Annotated in this window: 14 protein-coding genes and 1 pseudogene; 9 read left to right on the plus strand and 6 right to left on the minus strand. The window is 67.3% G+C overall.

What is annotated here, in order from left to right; all coding sequences use genetic code 11:
• Positions 1-36: 36 nt before the first annotated feature.
• Positions 37-711, plus strand: a complete 675-nt coding sequence (locus tag AC6LKG_RS05200; protein WP_498163249.1) for a hypothetical protein — start codon at positions 37-39, stop codon at positions 709-711.
• Between the two features lie 102 nt (positions 712-813).
• A pseudogene (locus AC6LKG_RS05205) lies at positions 814-1,059 on the plus strand (DUF8467 domain-containing protein); the annotation flags it as partial.
• Between the two features lie 11 nt (positions 1,060-1,070).
• Here AC6LKG_RS05205 and AC6LKG_RS05210 read toward each other — a convergent pair.
• From AC6LKG_RS05210 to AC6LKG_RS05225, 4 genes are all read right to left on the minus strand, one after another.
• The gene (locus AC6LKG_RS05210) at positions 1,071-2,294 is read right to left on the minus strand and encodes a PepSY-associated TM helix domain-containing protein (RefSeq protein ID WP_498163251.1); all 1,224 of its coding nucleotides are present in this window, start codon (positions 2,292-2,294) and stop codon (positions 1,071-1,073) included.
• A 7-nt stretch (positions 2,295-2,301) separates the two neighbouring features.
• A complete protein-coding gene (locus AC6LKG_RS05215; protein ID WP_498163252.1) occupies positions 2,302-4,692 on the minus strand; it encodes a TonB-dependent siderophore receptor in 2,391 nt (796 codons plus the stop codon).
• Positions 4,693-4,791: 99 nt separating this feature from the next.
• Complete coding sequence (locus AC6LKG_RS05220) at positions 4,792-5,724, minus strand: DUF4880 domain-containing protein (RefSeq protein ID WP_498163254.1); 933 nt, start codon at positions 5,722-5,724, stop codon at positions 4,792-4,794.
• Entirely contained in the window at positions 5,717-6,229 is a 513-nt protein-coding gene (locus AC6LKG_RS05225) for a sigma-70 family RNA polymerase sigma factor (protein ID WP_498163256.1), read from the minus strand. The genes AC6LKG_RS05220 and AC6LKG_RS05225 overlap by 8 nt, the downstream gene beginning before the upstream one ends.
• Before the next feature lie 268 nt (positions 6,230-6,497).
• On the opposite strand from AC6LKG_RS05225, the gene fhuE reads away from it, so the two are divergent.
• A complete protein-coding gene (gene fhuE / locus AC6LKG_RS05230; protein WP_498163257.1) occupies positions 6,498-8,696 on the plus strand; it encodes a ferric-rhodotorulic acid/ferric-coprogen receptor FhuE in 2,199 nt (732 codons plus the stop codon).
• A 16-nt stretch (positions 8,697-8,712) separates the two neighbouring features.
• On the opposite strand, the gene AC6LKG_RS05235 is transcribed toward fhuE, so the two are convergent.
• Both AC6LKG_RS05235 and AC6LKG_RS05240 read right to left on the minus strand, forming a co-directional pair.
• The gene (locus AC6LKG_RS05235) at positions 8,713-9,588 is read right to left on the minus strand and encodes a prephenate dehydratase (protein ID WP_498163259.1); all 876 of its coding nucleotides are present in this window, start codon (positions 9,586-9,588) and stop codon (positions 8,713-8,715) included.
• Positions 9,589-9,609: 21 nt separating this feature from the next.
• Positions 9,610-10,491, minus strand: coding sequence for a LysR family transcriptional regulator (locus AC6LKG_RS05240; protein ID WP_498163260.1), 882 nt, complete (start codon positions 10,489-10,491; stop codon positions 9,610-9,612).
• Between the two features lie 85 nt (positions 10,492-10,576).
• Here AC6LKG_RS05240 and AC6LKG_RS05245 point away from each other — a divergent pair, with 85 nt between their 5' ends.
• From AC6LKG_RS05245 to AC6LKG_RS05270, 6 genes are all read left to right on the plus strand, one after another.
• Entirely contained in the window at positions 10,577-11,422 is an 846-nt protein-coding gene (locus AC6LKG_RS05245) for an HpcH/HpaI aldolase/citrate lyase family protein (RefSeq protein WP_498163261.1), read from the plus strand.
• Between the two features lie 34 nt (positions 11,423-11,456).
• The gene (locus tag AC6LKG_RS05250) at positions 11,457-12,665 is read left to right on the plus strand and encodes a CaiB/BaiF CoA transferase family protein (protein ID WP_498163263.1); all 1,209 of its coding nucleotides are present in this window, start codon (positions 11,457-11,459) and stop codon (positions 12,663-12,665) included.
• Positions 12,666-12,715: 50 nt separating this feature from the next.
• On the plus strand, positions 12,716-13,714 hold the full coding sequence (locus AC6LKG_RS05255) for a cyclase family protein (RefSeq protein WP_498163265.1): 999 nt from the start codon (positions 12,716-12,718) through the stop codon (positions 13,712-13,714).
• 69 nt (positions 13,715-13,783) lie between these two features.
• Positions 13,784-14,770, plus strand: coding sequence for a Bug family tripartite tricarboxylate transporter substrate binding protein (locus AC6LKG_RS05260; protein WP_498163267.1), 987 nt, complete (start codon positions 13,784-13,786; stop codon positions 14,768-14,770).
• Positions 14,771-14,835: 65 nt separating this feature from the next.
• On the plus strand, positions 14,836-15,288 hold the full coding sequence (locus AC6LKG_RS05265; protein WP_498163268.1) for a carboxymuconolactone decarboxylase family protein: 453 nt from the start codon (positions 14,836-14,838) through the stop codon (positions 15,286-15,288).
• A 94-nt stretch (positions 15,289-15,382) separates the two neighbouring features.
• The gene (locus tag AC6LKG_RS05270) at positions 15,383-17,296 is read left to right on the plus strand and encodes a B12-binding domain-containing radical SAM protein (protein WP_498163270.1); all 1,914 of its coding nucleotides are present in this window, start codon (positions 15,383-15,385) and stop codon (positions 17,294-17,296) included.
• Positions 17,297-17,907: the final 611 nt, after the last annotated feature.

The raw sequence follows: 17,907 nt of genomic DNA on the forward strand, positions 1-17,907 counted from the left end.
CGGCCGGGCCCGGATCGTCGACGCTTTGGAGTTTGCATGCACATTCGTCCCCGTCTGACCGCTTCGATCGCCGCGCTGACGCTGGCGCTGCTGGCCGCGCCGCCGGTCATCGCCGCCCCTGCCCAAGCCGAAGCCCCCGCGGGCGCGACCACCTGCGCCTTCAGCGCCTGGGCCAACTACGACAAGCCGTCGATCACCGTGCGCGACGCGCCGTCCGCCAGCGCCAAGGCCCTGGGCCAGATCCCCACCAGGCCCGCCGCCGGCGAGCCGGAGTATTCCTACAGCGTCACCTTCGACGTGAAGGAAGCGAAGGACGGCTGGCTCAGGATCGCCAACGCCAGCGACGCTTACAACGAGGACGAATATCCGGAGCGTGCGCCGCGCAAGCTTTACAAGGGCGAAGGCTGGATCCTCACGGACGATGCGCGGGTCGGCATCCAGTCCGCGCGCGGCTATGCCAGGCCCGACGCCGCCAGCCAGCGGCTGGTGGACCTGGGCAGCGACTGGCTGACCGAAATGGGCAAGATCCAGGGCATCCGCGCCTGCCACGAGGCCTGGGTGCTGCTGGATTACCTGGTGGACCGCAAGCGCTCGCCGCAGGACGAGATCGTCGAGCGCGCCAAGGGCGAGCAACTGGCGGGGCGGGCGTGGTTCCGGGGACTGTGCGACGTGCAGGAGACGACCTGCGACATGAAATCGGTGGATCGGTGAGGGCAGGGTCCATGCCGGTGACCCTGGCGCAGGCGCACGTATCGCGCAACCGGAATAGGGCGATCCTTGGCTGACACCAGAATGGTTCAACAGTGCTTATTCATGACTTCAGTGGATGAGGCTGAATTCGCCGGCGCGCTATTGAAAGCATGCCCCTCGATTCGCTTCATCAACATGCAGGAGCAGCCGGACGTCGAGCGGCCGGGATGCAGAACCCGAATCGAGGCGTGTGAAGGGGGCCATGTGACGATCGTGGATTCCTCCATCATCTTCGAAGAGGGTTTTCGCAATGCTGTTGCACGATCGTCGAACGCCCCAAGGGCAAGTAACGGGCCGCGCCCTGGCGCCCGCGAATTCGCTCAGTGGGGCCGCCGCGATTTCGCCAGTTTCCGCCCCAGTTGCTTGCGGCGCCACACCAGGATACCCGTCACCGACAGCATCACCACCACCAGCCCCAGCAGGCAGGCGAAGATCCGGTAAGGCAGCCCGAACACATGGGCCATGTGCAGTGCCCCCAGCCAGTTGCTGAAGGTGTCGCCCCACGCGCCCCGCGTCGGCAGGTAGACGCCGCGGCGTTCGCCGCTGTCGGCGTCGATCAGGATGGCCGTGTTGCCAACGTGGCGGCGCAGGTCGGCATCGCTGTGCACCAGATAGCCGTAGAGGCCGCGGCGGCGGTCCAGCATCAGCATTTCCTCGCCGTCCACGGTGAAGCCGCGTTCGCGCGCCAGGTCGGCCATGGCGCGGCGCGCGGCCGCCAGCGCCGCCGGCCCCTGCAGCGCCGGCGTCGCCAGCGGAGCCGGCCGCGCGGGCGCGCCGCGCCAGGACGTGTCGAAGGGCATGATGGTCGACATGACCGGCTGGTAGACCTGGTCGCGCAAGTTGAACATGACGCTGGACCAGGCATACACCAGCAGCAGCGCCCATAGCCACAGGCCGAAGGCGCGGTGCAGGTCCAGGGTGCGGCGCGCCGTCGAGGCGCCGCGCTTGAGCAGCCAGGCGGGCCTCCAGCCGCGCCAGAAACCCTGGCGCCGCGCGCCCGGCGCCGGCAGCGTCAGGTAGAAGCCCACGAAGCAATCCAGCGTCCAGACCAGCGCCACCACGCCGTACAGCAGCCGCCCCCAGATGCCTGGCAGCGTCAGGTCCAGATGCAGGCGGTAGATGAAGGGCAGCAGGTTCTCGCGCGCCAGCGATGCCACCCCCTCGTTGCGCCAGCCCAGCACCTTGCCGCTGTAGGGGTCGGCGAAGGCATGGGTGGCGGCCAGCGGCAGCGCGCGGCCGCTGGCCGCATCCCGTTGTGGCGACAGCCGGAAGACTACCGCGCGGTCGGCCTCGCGCCGCAGCGGCACCTGGTCGACGACGGCCCAGGGCAGTTGCTGGCGCACCGATTCGCGCAGCGCGAACGGGTCCAGCATGACGCGCCCGTCGCCGGGCGCCAGGAACCACTGCGGGTTGAGCCACGCATCCAGCTCTTCCTTGAAGGCCAGGATGCTGCCGGTCAGGCCGGCCACGCACAGGAACAGGGCGGTCGCCAGCCCCGCCCAGCGGTGCACGCGGACCCAGAACGGGCGCGCCGCGCCTGCCATCGCGCCCTCAGTACTTCGCGTTCAGGGTCAGCAGGAAGGCCTGCGGCTCGCCGAAGACGTTTTGCGAGCGTGGCGAGCTGATGGTGGCGTAGTACTTGCGGTCGAACAGGTTGGTGATGTTGAGCGCCACATTCAGGTTGCGGCTGATCTCGTAGCCGAACTTCAGGTCCACGGTGGCGAAACCGCCTTGTTCGAGCCGCGCGCCGTTGTATTGGGGCAGCGCTACATACGTGCCGCTTTGCACGTTGACACCGCCGCCGACCGTGTAGCGATGCCAGTCGCCCGGCAGGCGATAGTCGGTCCAGAGGCGCAGCAAGTGGCGCGGCGCGATGGCGGTCACGTTCGAATCGTACGAAGCGCTCTGGTCCACCCGCGCCTGCAGCCAGGTGTAGCCGGCATAGACATTCCAGCCCGGACGCAGTTGACCATTGACCTGGAGTTCGAAGCCGCGGTTGCGCGTCTTGCCGTTGGCCGTGTACTGGGTCGTGGAGTTGGCGGCCAGCGTGGCGCGATTCTGGTCGCGGATCTCGAATACCGCGAACGAGGCGTTCAACGCGCCATCCAGGTATTCGCCCTTGATGCCGGCCTCGACCTGCTTGCCCTCCAGTGGCTTGAGCATGTTGCCGTCCGCCGTCGAGTAGCCGTTCTGCGGCGAGAAGATCTCGGAATAGCTGGTGTAGACCGAGTAGGTGTCGTTCAGGTCGTAGATCAGGCCCAGGTTCGGCGTGAACTTGCCATTGAACCTCGCATCCTGCTTTTTCTCGGTGGACACGGTGCGCTGGGTGGAGGTCAGGTCCCACCAACTGTAGCGGCCGCCGGCCACCAGCGTCAGCGGATCGGCCAGGCGCAGACGCAGGCTGGAATACAGGCCCCATTGCTTGGTGCGCGCGTGCGTGCTGTTGTTGAAGGCATAGTCAAGGCGGTCGAAGTCGGAGCGCGGCTGGGTGATGTCGATGCGCGGCGCCCAGGCGGGCGTGGGGTAGCTCCACTCGCTGTCGAAGCGGGAATCGGTGTAGTTGGCGCCCAGCGTCAGGTTGTGCGTGCGGCCAAAAAGCTGGAACGGGCCGTCGGCATAGGCGTCGTAGGAGGATTGCGTCTGCCGCGTCGGGCCCTTGGCCGACATCAGCTGGATCAGGTCATTCGCGGTATTGGCCGGGCCCCAGCCATAGGCCTGTTCGCGGTCGAGTTTGTTCTCGGCATAGCGCCCCGACAGCTTGGCGGTCCAGCCGCTGGCCATGTGGTGTTCCAGGTCGGCGAAGGCCTCGGTGGTGGTGAATTGGTCGCGGTTCCAGTCGGCGCCGATGAAGGTCGAGCGCTTGATGTCGGCCAGCGCGAAACTGGGCTGGCCGTTGGCGCCCACCGTCATGGTGGCCGGCAGCGACCACATCGATGCATGGATGTCGCGCTTCTGGCTGCTGGCGCCCACGGTCAGGGTAGTGGCGGGCGTGAAGTCGTAGGCCAGCGCGCCGTACAGCACCGAATGCTTCTCGTTGGTCTTGTCGTAGAAGAAGCGGCGGTCCTGGTAGACCCCGACCAGCCGTCCGCGCAGCGAGCCGTCGGCGTTCAGTCCGCCGGTCAGGTCCACCTGCGAGCGGTAGTTGTCCCAGGAGCCCGCCGACACGCTGCCCTCGAATCCGAAGGCCTTCTCCGGCCGCTTGTGCACCAGGTTGATGGCCCCGCCGAGCCCGCCCGCGCCGTTGTACAGGCCGGCCGGACCCTTGAGCACTTCGACGCGGTCATATACCGCCAGGTCGCTCGAGGACAGCATGCGCCAGTCGTATTGCGTGGGGATGCCGTCGACCTGGTAAGAGGTCATGTCGAAGCCGCGCGAATGGAAGATCGAACGGCTGTTGTCGCGGCGTTCGACCGTGACGCCGGCGGTATTACGCATGGCGTCGTCCAGCGTCTGCATCGCCTGTTGGCGTATGCGTTCCTGAGTGACGACGCTGACGGATTGGGGAATCTGCCGTTGCGTCACGGCCGATTTCGAGCCCACGGTGGTGGGCGGGTTGTAGCGGTCCGCGGTTGCATCGGCCGTCACGGTGACGGCCGACAGGGTGCTGACCGATGGGGCGGCCGGGCGGATGATGAAGTGGCGTTCTCCAGTCTGTTGCGCGATCAGGCCGCTGCCGGCCAGCAAGGCCGCGAACCCGTCCGCTACCGAATACGTGCCACGCAGCGCCGGGGCCTGGCGCCCGGCCGTGAGCGACGGGTCGAACGAGAGCGTTACCCGGGCGGTGGCGGCGTATTGGTTCAGGGCGGCATCGAGCGGCGCGGCCGCCTGTTCGAACGCCATGGAGGCGGATTGGGCGTGCAGGGTGGGGGCGAAAGCCAGCGCCGCGCACAGCGGCAGAAGGCGGAACAGGCGATAGGGTATGAAGCGGACAGGGCGGGACATGGCGGGTGCGATCCTGGTTCAAACTGGGGTTGTCATTCCCTATGTCGAGCGAGGTCGCCGAAACCCGTAATGCGCAGTGCGGGAAATTTGTAACGCCGGTCAGGCGGGCAGCACGCGGGTCCACAGTCCGGTGTAGCGCTGGACCCGCATGGGCAGCGCGCGCGCCAGGGTGTCCAGCGCGCCGGGCAGGTCATCCAAGAGAAAGACGCCGGACACGCGCAGGTCGGCCACGGCCGGATCACAACTGATCCAGCCGTGTTGGTACCGGGATAGTTCTTGCAGGAAGTCCGCCAGCCGCATGCCGCGCACCGTCAGCACGCCCTTGGCCCAGCCGTCGGCGTCGAATGGCGCGGCCGGCTGCCGCCCCACAGCATGGTCGCTCACACGATAGCGGCCGCCGGGTTCGGCCAGCGTTTCGATGCCGCGTACAGGCGCGATGCGTAGTTCGCCGCCCAGCAATTCCAGCAAGGTGGCATTGTCCAACTGGCGCAGCAGGAACCGCGCGCGCGTGCCGCTGAAGCAGGCTTGCCGCGTGCGCACTTCCCAGGTCGCATTCGCGCCGGTGTCCATGCGCATTTCGCCCGCCAGCAGGGTCAGCCGCAAGCCGCCGGGGTCGGCCCGCACCGCGGAATCGGTGTTCAGCCACAGTTCGGCGCCATCGGCCAGCGCGTAGCGGCGGCGCTCGCCCACCCCGCTGCGGTAATCGGCGGCATAGCGTTCCCATGCGCCGTCGCGCCACGCCAGCGTCAGCCCCGCGCCCGCCGCGCCCAGGCCCAGCATGGCCAGCACCTGGCGCCGCCGCTGACTGGGCGCTGCGCGCAGGGCCGACGCGGCGGCCGGTCCCGCGGGCGATTCCGATACTGTCCGCAGATCCGTCTCGATGGCTTGCAATTGCCGCCAGACGCGCTCGTGTTCGGCATCGGCTTCGCGCCAGCGCCGACAGGCGTCGTGGTCGGCCGCGCCGGCGTTGCCTGAATTGAGCCGCACGGCGAAGGAAATGGCGCGTTCCAGCACGATGGCGCGGTCAGCCATAGCGCAGCTCGTAGCAGTGACGGATGGCGGTGGCCATGTACTTTTCCACTGAGCTGAGCGACACGCGCAGCGCCGCGGCAATGTCGGGATACGTCATGCCGTCCAGCCGCGACATCAGGAAAGCCGCTTTCGCCTTGGCGTTCAGCCCGTCCAGCATGCGGTCGATGCGCACGAGCGCTTCGAACAGCAGCGCGCGCGTTTCGGGAGACGGCGCATGTTCCTCAGGCAGCAGGGCGATTTCGTCGAGGTAGGCACGTTCCAGCCGGCGGCGGCGGATGTGGTCCACCGCCAGCCCGTGCGCCAGTGTCGTCAGGTAGGCGCGTGGCTCATGCAGGGCGCGGGCGCGCTCGGGTTGGACCAGCAGGCGGTGGAAGGTGTCGTGCGCGATGTCGGCGGCATCGAAGCCGCAGCCCAGCTTTCGTCGCAACCAGGTCACCAGCCAATGGTGATGGTCCGCATAGAGTGCGCACACGTGATCGTGATCTGGCGCCAGGCGGGCAGTCATGGAGAAAAGGGAGGAAAGGAAGGCTGAATTTCGAGATTGAGAATCGTTTTTATTGTATCGGAAAAATTCCGTTGGGCACGCGGACTCCAGGCCGGGGCGGGCGGCAACGCCCGTCGCGGGCGCGTGGCACGGTCCGAGGCGCGGTGCAAGGCTTGCCGCCATAAGGGAAATACCTATGTGCGTATTCGCAACACAAACGCACATGAGAAGAGTTCGCATTACACTCGCTTGCTAATTATTTCTAACCCTTTTAGCAAGGAAACCCGTTATGCAAGACCCGCGGCCCATCGGTATCCGTCCCGCCATTCGTCCCCACGTTGCCCTGCGGCGCACCACCTGCCTGGTATTGATGGCGCTGACCAGTGGCGCGGCCATGGCGCAGCAGAACGGCGGCGTCGCTACTTTGCCCGCCGTGCAGGTCCAGGCCGATGGCGACCCCACCACCACCGAGGGCACCGGTTCCTATACTCCGCGCGCCACCGCCGCCAGCACCGGCCTGCCGCTGACGTTGCGCGAAACCCCGCAGTCAGTCACCGTGGTCACGCGTCAGCGCATCGAAGACCAGGACATGCGCTCGCTGACCGACATTCTCGCCAACACCCCCGGCATCTCGGTGTCGAACTACGACAGCGAGCGCTACACCTTCAACTCGCGCGGCTTCGCCATCACCAATTACCTGTACGACGGCATTCCCACCAGCTTCGAGACCGGCTATTCGGCGGGCGAGTCGTCGATCGACCCCATCATCTACGACCGCGTCGAAGTCGTGCGCGGCGCCACTGGCCTGTTGACCGGCACTGGCAACCCCTCGGCCTCGGTGAATCTGGTGCGCAAGCACGCCACCAGCCGCGAATTCACCGCCGACCTGAGCGTCAGCGCAGGCACCTGGGACACCTACCGCGCCACCGCCGACCTGTCCTCGCCGCTGAACGCCAGCGGCAGCGTGCGCGGCCGCATCGTCTCGGCCTACCAGGACAATCACTCGTACCTTGACGGCTACCAGAACCGCAAGAAGGTTTTCTACGGCGTCGTCGACGCCGACCTGACCGCGAACACCACGCTGAGCCTCGGCTTCAACTACCAGGACAACGAACCGCAGCGCAGCAGTTGGGGCGGCTTTCCACTGTGGTACGCCGACGGCGGCCGCACCGATTGGAAGCGGTCGCTCAACACCGGCGCCGACTGGACCAAGTGGGCCAGCACCACCGAAGGCGCCTTCGCCAGCCTCGAACATCGCTTCGACAACGGCTGGCGCCTGCAGGCCGTCGGCTCGCACTCCAAGCACGAAATGGACGGCAAGCTGCTCTACCTGACCGGCTGGCCCGACCGAAACACCGGCCTGGGCATGGGCGCCTCGGCCCAGCGCTACTACGGCGACCGCAAGCAGAACAGCCTGGATCTCAAGGCATCCGGTCCGTTCAGCCTGTTCGGCCGCCAGCACGAAGCCGTGGTCGGCGCCAGCTTCACGCGCCAGTACGCCGAGTTCCGCAATCGCGGCGCGGTGTCGCCGGCGGGCGTGGGCAACTTCCTGGAGTGGGACGGCTCGTACCCCGAACCGCAATGGAGCGACACGTCCACCCTGGCCAGCCGCTACACCACCAAGCAGGCCGGCTGGTACGGCGCGCTGCGCTTCAGCCTGGCGGACCCGCTCAAGCTGATCGTCGGCGGCCGCTACAGCACGTGGAAGACGGATGCGGTAGGGTGGGGTGGCAGCAGCCGGCAGGCGTTCGACAAGGACGCCTTCGTGCCGTACGCCGGCCTGCTGTACGACATCAACGAGAACTACACGGCGTACGTCAGCTATACCGGCATCTTCAACCCGCAAGACAAGCAGGACCGCAACGGCAACTGGCTCGATCCGCTGGAAGGCAAGGCCTACGAGGCCGGCATCAAGGGTGAATTCCTCGAAGGTCGCCTGAATGCCTCGGCGGCGGTATTCCAGATCAACCAGGACAATCTGGCGCAGGACGACGTCGGCTATCTGGTGCCCGGCACGCTCAACCAGGCCTCGCGCGCCGCCAATGGCACGCGCAGCCGGGGCTTCGACCTGGAAGTGTCGGGGGAAGTCTCGCCCGGCTGGAACGTGGCGGCGGGGTGGTCGCACTGGACCGCGCGCGATGGCGACGGCAGCCCCATCCAGACCGACCAGCCCCGCAGCCTGGTGCGCTTGTTCACCACCTACCGATTGCCGGGCGACTGGAACCGGTTGACGGTGGGCGGCGGCGTCAATTGGCAGAGCCACGTCTACAAGATCGCCAACGGCCCCAATGGCGAGGAGCGCGTGGGGCAGGGCAGCTATGCGCTGGTCAACCTGATGGCGCGCTACCAATTCGACAAGAGCCTGTCGGCGCAGTTGAACGTCAACAACCTGATGGACCGCAAGTACTACTCGCAGATCGGCTTCTACAGCCAGGGCGCGTGGGCGGCGGGGCGTAGTGCCACGTTGACGATGCGGTATCAGTATTGAGGCTGGCGCAAGTCTGTTACCGCGGCGAGGCCTGGCGCGGGTAGGAGCCCAGCACGCGTATGCTGGGCTGCGCCGCCAGCACCGACGCCAGCGGCTCCTGCCGGGCGTGGCCCGCCACCTCGACCAGGTAGCGATGGGTGTCCAGCGTCTTCCCGCTGGGCCGCTCGTAAATGGTCAGCACCGGGACCTTGGCGGTGATCAGTGCCGCCAGTGTGCCGTTGAACGTGTCGTCGGACGCATCGACCCGCAGCGAGGTCTTGTCGCGCCCCGTTGGCGCCGGCAGGGCGCGGCCCAGCACCCACCAGCGGGTCACGTTGTGCGGCCCGAACTCGATGCCGTCCACCAGCGGCTCCAGCGCATGGATCGAGGCGCCGATGCGCGGCCCGAACGATGCCTTGTGGTGGCCCGGGCTGTCCGCCACCGCCTTGGCGGCGGCGCCGCCACCCGTGGCTTCGGTGCGCCTGACCCCAGGCATCTCGCGCTCGATCCAAGGCTTGACCTCTTCGAACGCCACCGGGTGGGCCAGCACCTCCGTGATGTCGGCCAGCCGCGCGCCTGGTTTGGCCAGCAGGCTGTAGCTCAGCATCTTGGGATACTCGGCCACCACCGTCACCTCGGGCAGGTCCAGCACCGCGTCCAGGTACGGCGTCGCGCCCACCACCGACGTGGTCACGGGAACGCATGCGCGCTCGATCACGCCGTGCCGATAATCCCTGAACAGTTCGTCGCGCGACAGCGCCACCAGGCCATCGGGCCCGAACAGGTCCAGGCAGGCCTGGTGCGTCCATGAACCCGCCGGGCCGAGATAGCCGGTGCGCACGGCGCGGCCGGCCGCCGCTGGCAGCGCCGTCAATGGGCGGTCGGACAACATCGACAACAGGGCCTTGTGCATGATTGCTCCTTGGGGCTGGGGTCAGGCGCCGGCGTTGGCGTACGCGACCACGGCGATCTCGCGAAAGGCGCGGATCAGCGCCAGCCGTGGCGACCCGCGCGACCAGATCAGGCCGAAGCGGCGCGGCTCGCAGGGTTCGGGCAGGGGCAGGGCCAGCAGGCCGAGGCGCTCGATCACGCCATTGGTGGCGCGCGGCAGAATCGCCACCCCCAGATCGCGGCTGACCATCACCGCGATCGATTCGATGGCGTTCAGCTCGAAGCGTTCGCGTGGCGTGATGCCGACGCGCCGCAGGTAGTCGTCAACGTGGCGTCCGCCCCAGTCGCTGCGCTGGTAGCGAATGAATGGCTCGGCTGTCAGCAGGCTGTGCGGGTGGCGCCCGGCATGGCGCGGCGCCGCCGCCAGCACATACGGTTCTTCGCGCAGCAACTGCCAGCCCAGGCTCTTGGACAAAGGGTAGGGCGCTTCCAGGGCGATCGCGGCGTCCAGTTCGCCGCTCTCGATGGCGGGATAGAAACGCGCCGAGTGGCCGGGCTGGATTTCCACGTTGATCAGCGGATGGCGCCGCACCAGTTGTTCCAGGATGGCTGGCACCATCGAGTTCAGGGCGGTGTTGCCGGCCCCCAGTTTCAGCTCGCCCATCATTTCGTCGGACCGGGCCAGGTAGCGGATCTTTTCGATCCGCTCCAGCACCTCGCGCATCGGCACGATCAGTTCGGTCGCCTTGGCCGTCAGGTGCACGGTGCGGCCGGCGCGCGCCACCAGCGCCACGCCCAGTTCCTGTTCCAGCTTGCGGATCTGTTGCGCCACCGCGCCATGGGTCAGGCCCAGGCGGCGGGCGGCCTCGGCCATGGAGCCATGGCGCGCCACGGCGGCCAGCGTGTGCAGGAAGTCAGTGTTCATGATGATAGATATTCTATCGTCTTATCGTAATTTGCCTGTCCCCGGCCAGTCGTTTCCCGGACCACAATGCGGCCAGGAGACATCAATGAGAAGCAAGCTTTTCGTGCCGGCATCGCGCCCGGAACTGTTCGACAAGGCCATGGCGAGCGAGGCCGATGCGCTGTCGTTCGACCTGGAGGATGCGGTTGCGCCGGCCCGCAAGCAGGAAGCCCGCACCGCCTTGGCGGCCTGGCTGGCCGCCCCCGCGTTCGCCGCCGTCCATGAGCAACATCCCAAGAAAATTATCGTCCGCGTCAACGCCGCCGATACGCCCGACTTTGCCGCCGACCTGGCCGCGCTGCCCGGCCTGCCGATCGACGTGCTGAACCTGCCCAAGGTCGAAAGCGCCGCCGCGCTGCGCGCCGCGATCGACGACGCCACGGACGCCGGTTTCGCCGGTGAATTCCTGGTCACCGTCGAAACGCCGCGGGCGCTGGCCGACGCCGCGCAACTGGCGGCGGCCCATCCGCGCGTTGCCGGCCTGCAACTGGGCCTGGCCGACCTGTTCGAGCCGCTCGGCATCGAGCGCTACCAGCCCGACACGCTGCGCGCGGTGATGCTGTCCCTGCGCCTGGCCGCCGGCTGTGCCGGCAAGTACGTCATGGACGCGGCCTATGCCCGCGTGCGCGATGCCGAGGGCTTTCGGGCCGAGGCGCAACTGGCGCGTTCGCTCGGGTTCCTGGGCAAGTCCTGCGTGCATCCCAGCCAGATCGCCATCGCCAACGACGTGTTCGGCTTCAGCGCGGACGAGATCGCCCAGGCCGAGCGCATCGTGTCCGCCAGCCGCGAGCATGACGGCGTCGGCGCCTTCGTGCTGGACGGCAAGATGATCGACGCCCCCTTCGTGCGGCGCGCCCAGGACGTGCTGCTGGCCGCCGGCCGCGCCGCCTGACGCGGCCGCGCTACCGATTTTGAGTGAATCCGCAATGCAACAAGAATCCCCCGCCGACCTGCCGCTGGCCGGCATCAAGGTCCTGGACCTGAGCGCCTACATCGCCGGCCCCTATGGCTGCGCCCTGCTGGGCGATCTGGGCGCCGACGTCATCAAGGTGGAGCCGCCCGAAGGCGACAACCTGCGCAAGTACCCGTCGACGCTGGCCAGCGAAAGCCGCGCCTTCCTGGGCATCAACCGCAACAAGCGCGGCCTGTGCCTGAACCTGAAGGAAGCCGCCGGCCACGAGATCCTGCTGCGGCTGGTGCGCGAGGCCGACGTGCTGATCCACAACTTCCGGCCGGGCGTGCCCGAGCGCCTGCGCATCGACTTCACCACGCTGTCGGCGGTCAACCCGCGCCTGGTCTATTGCGCCATGACCGGCTATGGGGCGGTCGGCCCGATGGCGCGCCACGCCGGCTACGACCAGGTGCTGCAATCGATGACCGGCATGTGCGCCGCCCAGGCCAAGGCCGACGGCCCGCCCGAGGTGCTGTACGGCTCGGTGGTCGACTACTACGGCGCCGCGCTGATCTCCAACAGCGTGGCGGCGGCCCTCTACCGGCGCGAGAAGACCGGGCGCGGCCAGGCGATCGAAGTGTCGCTGCTGGGCAGCGCCCTGGCGATGCAGTCGGCCCGCCTGGTCTGGGCCGATGGCGAACCGCGCCATATCGAGCGCGACATGCGCTCGGGCGGCATCACCGGCATCCATCCCACCCGCGACGGCTACCTGTACCTGTCGGCCAACACGCCGCACTTCTGGCGCGCGCTGTGCGGCCACCTCGACCTGCCCGAACTGGCCGAGCACCCCGACTACGACAGCGTGAAGAAGCGCGCCGCCCAGGCCGCGGTGCTGGTGCCGCTGGTGCGTCAGGCGCTGGCGCGCGCCTCGGCGCGCGAATGGGCCGAGCGCTTCGGCCAGAGTGTGCCTTGCGCCGAGGTGCGCCCGGTCGAGGACATGTTCGACCATCCCCAGGTCGAGGCCATGGGGCTCATGCGGCCTTATCACAACCCGCAGGCTGGCGATTACCTGGGCCTGGCGCAGTGGGCCCACTTTGGCGCCGCCGCCGATACCCCGGCCGCCAGCCAGGCGGTCGGGCGGGGCGCGCCGGGGCTGGGCGAACACAGCGAAAAAATTCTGTCCACCCTGGGATACAGCGAGCCGGAAATCCGCCAATTGCTGCAGTCGTCGGTGGTGCAATAGCCGCCACGACAAAATAAGACTCATCCGCCAACGAACGGGGAGACAACCGAATGCCCGCACGCTATCTGCAACGCCCCGAGGGCTCCAATTGGGGCGATTTCGGGGAAGACGACCAGCTCGGCACCCTGAATCACCTGGACCGCCAGGCGCGCCTGGCGGCCGTCGCGGAAATCCGGGAAGGCCTGTCGTTTTCCCTGAGCCTGCCGTTGACGGTGCCGCGCGCGCCGATCCTCAACCCCCGCCGCAAGGGCCCGCAGATCCAGCCCGCCGAAAAGAACGGCGTGCCGGTCTACCGCTATCCCCTGGCGCGCGACGTGCCCGGCGCCACCGACGTGGTCAGTGACGACCGCGTCACCCTGTCGCCGCAATACTCCACCCAGTGGGACGCCCTGGGCCACGTGGGGTCGATGTACGACGCCCATGGCACCGGCCAGCCCCAGCCCACCGGCTACAACGGCTTCACCGTCAGCGAACCGTGCGCCGAAGGTTTCACCGGCACGCGGGACCTGTCCATCGCGCCCATGGCGCGGCACGGCATCCAGGGGCGCGGCGTCATGGTCGACCTGCGCGCCCGCTTCGGCGACGCGCACCGCAAGGTCTCGCACCAGGACCTGATGGACGTGATGCAGGCCGACGGCGTGCAGGTGCGGCCCGGCGACATCCTGTGCCTGCATACGGGTCTGGCCGATCTGGCGCTGTCCCTGGGCGACGATGAACAGGAGCGCCTCAAGACCAGTTGCTGCGTGCTGGACGGCGCCGACGCGCAATTGCTGGCCTGGATCAAGGACAGCGGCATCGCCGCCATCGCCGCCGACAACCACGCGGTGGAATTGCGCAACCATCACCTGGAGACCGGCAGCGGGCCGCTGTTGCCGCTGCACGAACAATGCCTTTTCAAGCTGGGTTTGCCGCTGGGCGAACTCTGGCACCTGACCCCGCTGGCGCAATGGTTGCGCCAGCATGGCCGCCACGCCTTCTTCCTGACCGCCGCACCGATGTACGTGCCCGGCCTGGTGGGCGCGCCGGTCAACCCCATCGCGACCGTCTGACCTCGGGCGGATCGCGCCACGATCCTTGATCGATTCATCATCCCCGCAGGGGAGACGTGAGGAGCACACATGAAGAAAACCCGTCACGCGGCCCTGGCCGCACTGCGTCCCCTGGTCGCCGCCATCGGCCTGTCCAGCGCGCTCGGCGCGGCCCAGGCCGCCGGCTATCCCGACCAGCCCATCACCGTGGTGGTGCCGTATTCCGCCGGCGGCGGCGCCGACAATGCGGCCCGCATCATCGCCCAGGGCATGGGTGAAGTCGCCGGCCAGAGCGTGGTCATCGAGAACAAGGGCGGCGCCAGCGGCTCCATCGGCGCCGCTTACGTGGCCCGCGCCAAGCCGGACGGCTACACCGTGCTCTATGACGCGTCCGCCTTCTCGATCAACCCGGTGCTGCGCAAGCTGCCCTACGACGCCAAGAAAGACTTCATCCCGGTCTCGCAAGCGGTCAGCGTGCCCAACATCCTGGTGGCCGCGCCCGGCTCGGCCTTCAACAACCTGCCCGACTTCATCAAGGCCGCGCGCGCCCACCCCGGCCGCTACACCTTTGCCTCCTATGGCCCGGGCAGCCTGGCGCAGATGGCCGCCGAACTGCTCAAGAGAGACGCCAAGATCGACGTCGTGCACGTCCCGTACAAGGGCGGCGCGCCCGCCATCGTCGACGTCATGGGCGGTCAGGTCGATGTCTACTTCGCCAATGCCGCTTCCAGCCTGAACTATGTCAGCGGCGGCAAACTCAAGGCCCTGGCGGTGTCGTCGGCCAAGCGCATGCCGGAACTGCCGAACGTGGCCACGGTCAGCGAAAGCGGCATCAAGGACTTCAACGTGGTCGAATGGAATGGTTTCTTCCTGCCGGCCGGCACCGACCCGCAAGTCGTCGCCAAATTGCAGGATCTGGTGCAAAAGGCCCTGGCCCGCCCCGAAACCCGCGAGAAGCTCGCCAAGCTCGGCCTGACCCCGGTCGGCAGCAGCGCCGCGGACTTCGCCAAGTTCGTCGACGCCGAGCAGATCCGCTGGGCCGAGGTCGTGAAAGCCAATAACATCACCGTGAACTGATCGACAGGGGCGGGCAGCGCCGTTGCCCGCCCCGCCGATGCAAGCACCCAAGGGGAGATGCCGCAATGAGCCGGGAAGACGATTTCGAGCGCGGCCTGGCCAACCGCCGCGCCGTGCTGGGAGAAGAATGGGTGCAGCGCTCGCTGGACCGCGCCACCACCTTCACCGCCGATTACCAGAACCTGATCACCCGCTACGCCTGGCACGACATCTGGAGCCGTCCCGGCCTGCCGCACAAGGCGCGGCGGATGATGGTGCTGGCGGTGACCTTGTCTTTAGGGCGGTGGGAGGAATTCGAGCTGCACGTGCGCGCCGCGCTGACGGCGAAGGACGAGTCGCGGCTGAGTCCGGATGAACTGAAGGAAGTGCTACTGCAGAACGCGATCTACGCGGGCGTGCCGGCGGCCAATACCGCGTTCAATCTGGCGCAGGGGATTCTGCGCGAGGTGGCGGGGGAGATTGGGTATGTGGTGGAGCCGGCCGATGCGCGGCAGGCGGATTTGTTTGGCGGCAGGTAGACGGCCGGGGGGGCCCTGGGCTGTTGGCTGTTAGTCGCCGGTAACTATAATCCCCCCTCGATCCCCGCTTTGACGGCATTTTCCGCCGTGTTTCATGTCCGCCACGCCCCTTCGCGTGCTGTCCGTCATCCCGCCGATGACGCAGCTCAATACGCCATACCCGTCCACCGCCTACCTGACCGGCTTCCTGCGCTCCCGCGGCGTCACGGCCACGCAGGAAGACCTGGCGTTGGCGCTGGTCTTGCGCCTGCTGTCGCCCGACGGCCTGCGCGCCGTGGCGGCCAAGGTGGATGCGTTGCCGCTGGACAAGCACACCCCCGCGATCCAGGCCTTCGTCGCCATGCAGCCGCGCTACCTGGCCACCATCGGCCCGGTGATCGCCTTCCTGCAAGGCCGCGACTCGACGCTGGCGCACCGCATCGTTGGCCGTAACTTCCTGCCAGAAGGCCCGCGCTTCGCTTCGCTGGACGTGTACGTCGACGACGAGGGCGGCGACCCGCTGGGCTGGGCCTTCGGGGCCCTGGGCCTGCAGGACCGCGCCAAGCACCTGGCCACGCTGTACCTGAACGACCTGGCCGACGTGCTGCGCGACGCCATCGATCCGCGTTTTGAATTCGTGCGCTACGCCGAATCGCTGGCAGGCAGCCAGCCGACCTTCGACCCGCTGGCCGACGCGCTGGCCGCGCCGCTGAACCTGGTCGACGACACCCTGCGCGACCTGACCCTGGAAGCATTGGCGCGCCACCAGCCCACCATGGTGCTGCTGTCGGTGCCGTTCCCCGGCGCCGTGTACGCCGCCTTCCGCATCGCCCAGGCGATCAAGGCGCAGGACCCCAGGATCATCACCGTGCTGGGCGGCGGCTTCGTCAACACCGAGCTGCGCGAACTGAAAGACCCGCGCGTCTTCGACTACTTCGACTTCGTCAGCCTGGATGCCGGCGAGCGCCCCTTGCTGGCGCTGATGGAACACGTCGAAGGCAAGCGCTCGCGCCAGCGCCTGGTGCGCACCTTCCTGCGCGACGCCGACAGCGGCGCGGTGCGCTACGTCAACCTGGTCGAGCCCGACGTCGCCTTCGCCGAAGTCGGCACGCCCACCTGGGACGGCCTGCCGCTGGACCGCTACCTGTCGCTGCTGGACATGCTCAACCCCATGCACCGCCTGTGGAGCGACGGCCGCTGGAACAAGCTGACCGTGGCCCACGGCTGTTACTGGAAGAAGTGCAGCTTCTGTGATGTCAGCCTGGACTACATCGGCCGTTACGAAGGCGCCTCGGCCACCGTGCTGGCCGACCGCATCGAGGCCATCGTGCAGGAAACCGGGCAGACGGGTTTTCACTTCGTCGACGAGGCCGCGCCGCCCAAATCCCTCAAGGCCCTGGCCACGGAACTGATCGCGCGCAACGCCGGCATCTCGTGGTGGGGCAACATCCGCTTCGAGAAGACCTTCACCCCCGAACTGTGCGAACTACTGGCAGACAGCGGCTGCATCGCCGTCTCGGGCGGCCTGGAGGTCGCCTCGGACCGCCTGCTGAACCTGATGAAGAAGGGCGTGTCGGTCGACCAGGTGGCGCGCGTCACGCGCGCCTTCAGCGACGCCGGCATCCTGGTGCACGCCTACCTGATGTACGGCTTTCCCACGCAGACCGTGCAGGACACCGTCGACGCGCTGGAATACGTGCGCCAGTTGTTCGAGAACGGCTGTATCCAGAGCGGGTTCTTCCACCGCTTCGCCTGTACGGTGCATTCCCCGGTGGGATTGAATCCCGAGGAATACGGCGTGACGCTGCGGCCGCTGCCCGAGGTGACGTTCGCCAAGAACGACATCGGCTTTGACGACCCGACCGGGGTGGACCACGACGCGCTGGGACGGGCGTTGAAGAAGGCAATCTATAACTATATGCACGGGATCGGGCTGGACGAGGACGTGCGTAGCTGGTTTCCGTTCAAGGTGCCGAAGACGACGGTGGGGCGGCATCGGATTGCGAAGGCGTTGAGCCAGCGCGGCTAGAGCGAGGTGCTAATAACGGACTCGCACGGCGGCTGCATTATGTTCGGGCTCGCGGAGGAGCACCGCTTCAATATTTTTGCCGTCTGGATCAAGCACAAACTCCGCATGATAGCCTGATTGGTGTGAACGCTCGCCTGGCACCCCATTTTCCCGGCGGCCATGCGTTCGCAGTTTGGTAGAACACATCCACCATGGCTCGGCGGCGAGCCTGAAATGCTAGGTGAATACGTCCGATCAGGAGACCTTCCAGCCCGTCGCTGTCGGAAGTCGATATAAATAACTCGTCCACCCATAGATTATCGTCGTCCAGGCGGGATATTCGGCGAGGCTGGGATTCTAGCGGTAAGACCGGTGCCATTAACATATTCAGTCAAATAATCGCCGGCCATCTGGCGCCCGTCGCACTACTTTATTTCAACCTGTTCCAGGGTCGGTCGACTTCACGGCCAAGGTAGATCGTTGAAAAATGCATCCCGTTTCTGCTTGGCGCGTCTATCCTATTGGCGTTGTATGGTCCCAGTGATCATTGGCGACCTGCCGTCGCCCAGCGGGAAATACCATGTCGACGTTCGCAAATGCTCGTAAGCCGGGCGCATTGACATGGATGGAGA

Source organism: Achromobacter sp. 46006, assembly GCF_059761975.1.

Excerpts from the sequence above, each read along its gene's own strand:
- AC6LKG_RS05235 (WP_498163259.1), bottom strand. The coding sequence starts at position 9,588 with ATGCACAAGGCCCTGTTGTCGATGTTGTCCGACCGCCCATTGACGGCG.
- AC6LKG_RS05245 (WP_498163261.1), top strand. The coding sequence starts at position 10,577 with ATGAGAAGCAAGCTTTTCGTGCCGGCATCGCGCCCGGAACTGTTCGAC.
- AC6LKG_RS05260 (WP_498163267.1), top strand. The coding sequence starts at position 13,784 with ATGAAGAAAACCCGTCACGCGGCCCTGGCCGCACTGCGTCCCCTGGTC.
- AC6LKG_RS05265 (WP_498163268.1), top strand. The coding sequence starts at position 14,836 with ATGAGCCGGGAAGACGATTTCGAGCGCGGCCTGGCCAACCGCCGCGCC.
- AC6LKG_RS05240 (WP_498163260.1), bottom strand. The coding sequence starts at position 10,491 with ATGAACACTGACTTCCTGCACACGCTGGCCGCCGTGGCGCGCCATGGC.
- AC6LKG_RS05255 (WP_498163265.1), top strand. The coding sequence starts at position 12,716 with ATGCCCGCACGCTATCTGCAACGCCCCGAGGGCTCCAATTGGGGCGAT.
- AC6LKG_RS05225 (WP_498163256.1), bottom strand. The coding sequence starts at position 6,229 with ATGACTGCCCGCCTGGCGCCAGATCACGATCACGTGTGCGCACTCTAT.
- AC6LKG_RS05270 (WP_498163270.1), top strand. The coding sequence starts at position 15,383 with ATGTCCGCCACGCCCCTTCGCGTGCTGTCCGTCATCCCGCCGATGACG.
- fhuE (WP_498163257.1), top strand. The coding sequence starts at position 6,498 with ATGCAAGACCCGCGGCCCATCGGTATCCGTCCCGCCATTCGTCCCCAC.
- AC6LKG_RS05210 (WP_498163251.1), bottom strand. The coding sequence starts at position 2,294 with ATGGCAGGCGCGGCGCGCCCGTTCTGGGTCCGCGTGCACCGCTGGGCG.
- AC6LKG_RS05220 (WP_498163254.1), bottom strand. The coding sequence starts at position 5,724 with ATGGCTGACCGCGCCATCGTGCTGGAACGCGCCATTTCCTTCGCCGTG.
- AC6LKG_RS05200 (WP_498163249.1), top strand. The coding sequence starts at position 37 with ATGCACATTCGTCCCCGTCTGACCGCTTCGATCGCCGCGCTGACGCTG.
- AC6LKG_RS05250 (WP_498163263.1), top strand. The coding sequence starts at position 11,457 with ATGCAACAAGAATCCCCCGCCGACCTGCCGCTGGCCGGCATCAAGGTC.
- AC6LKG_RS05215 (WP_498163252.1), bottom strand. The coding sequence starts at position 4,692 with ATGTCCCGCCCTGTCCGCTTCATACCCTATCGCCTGTTCCGCCTTCTG.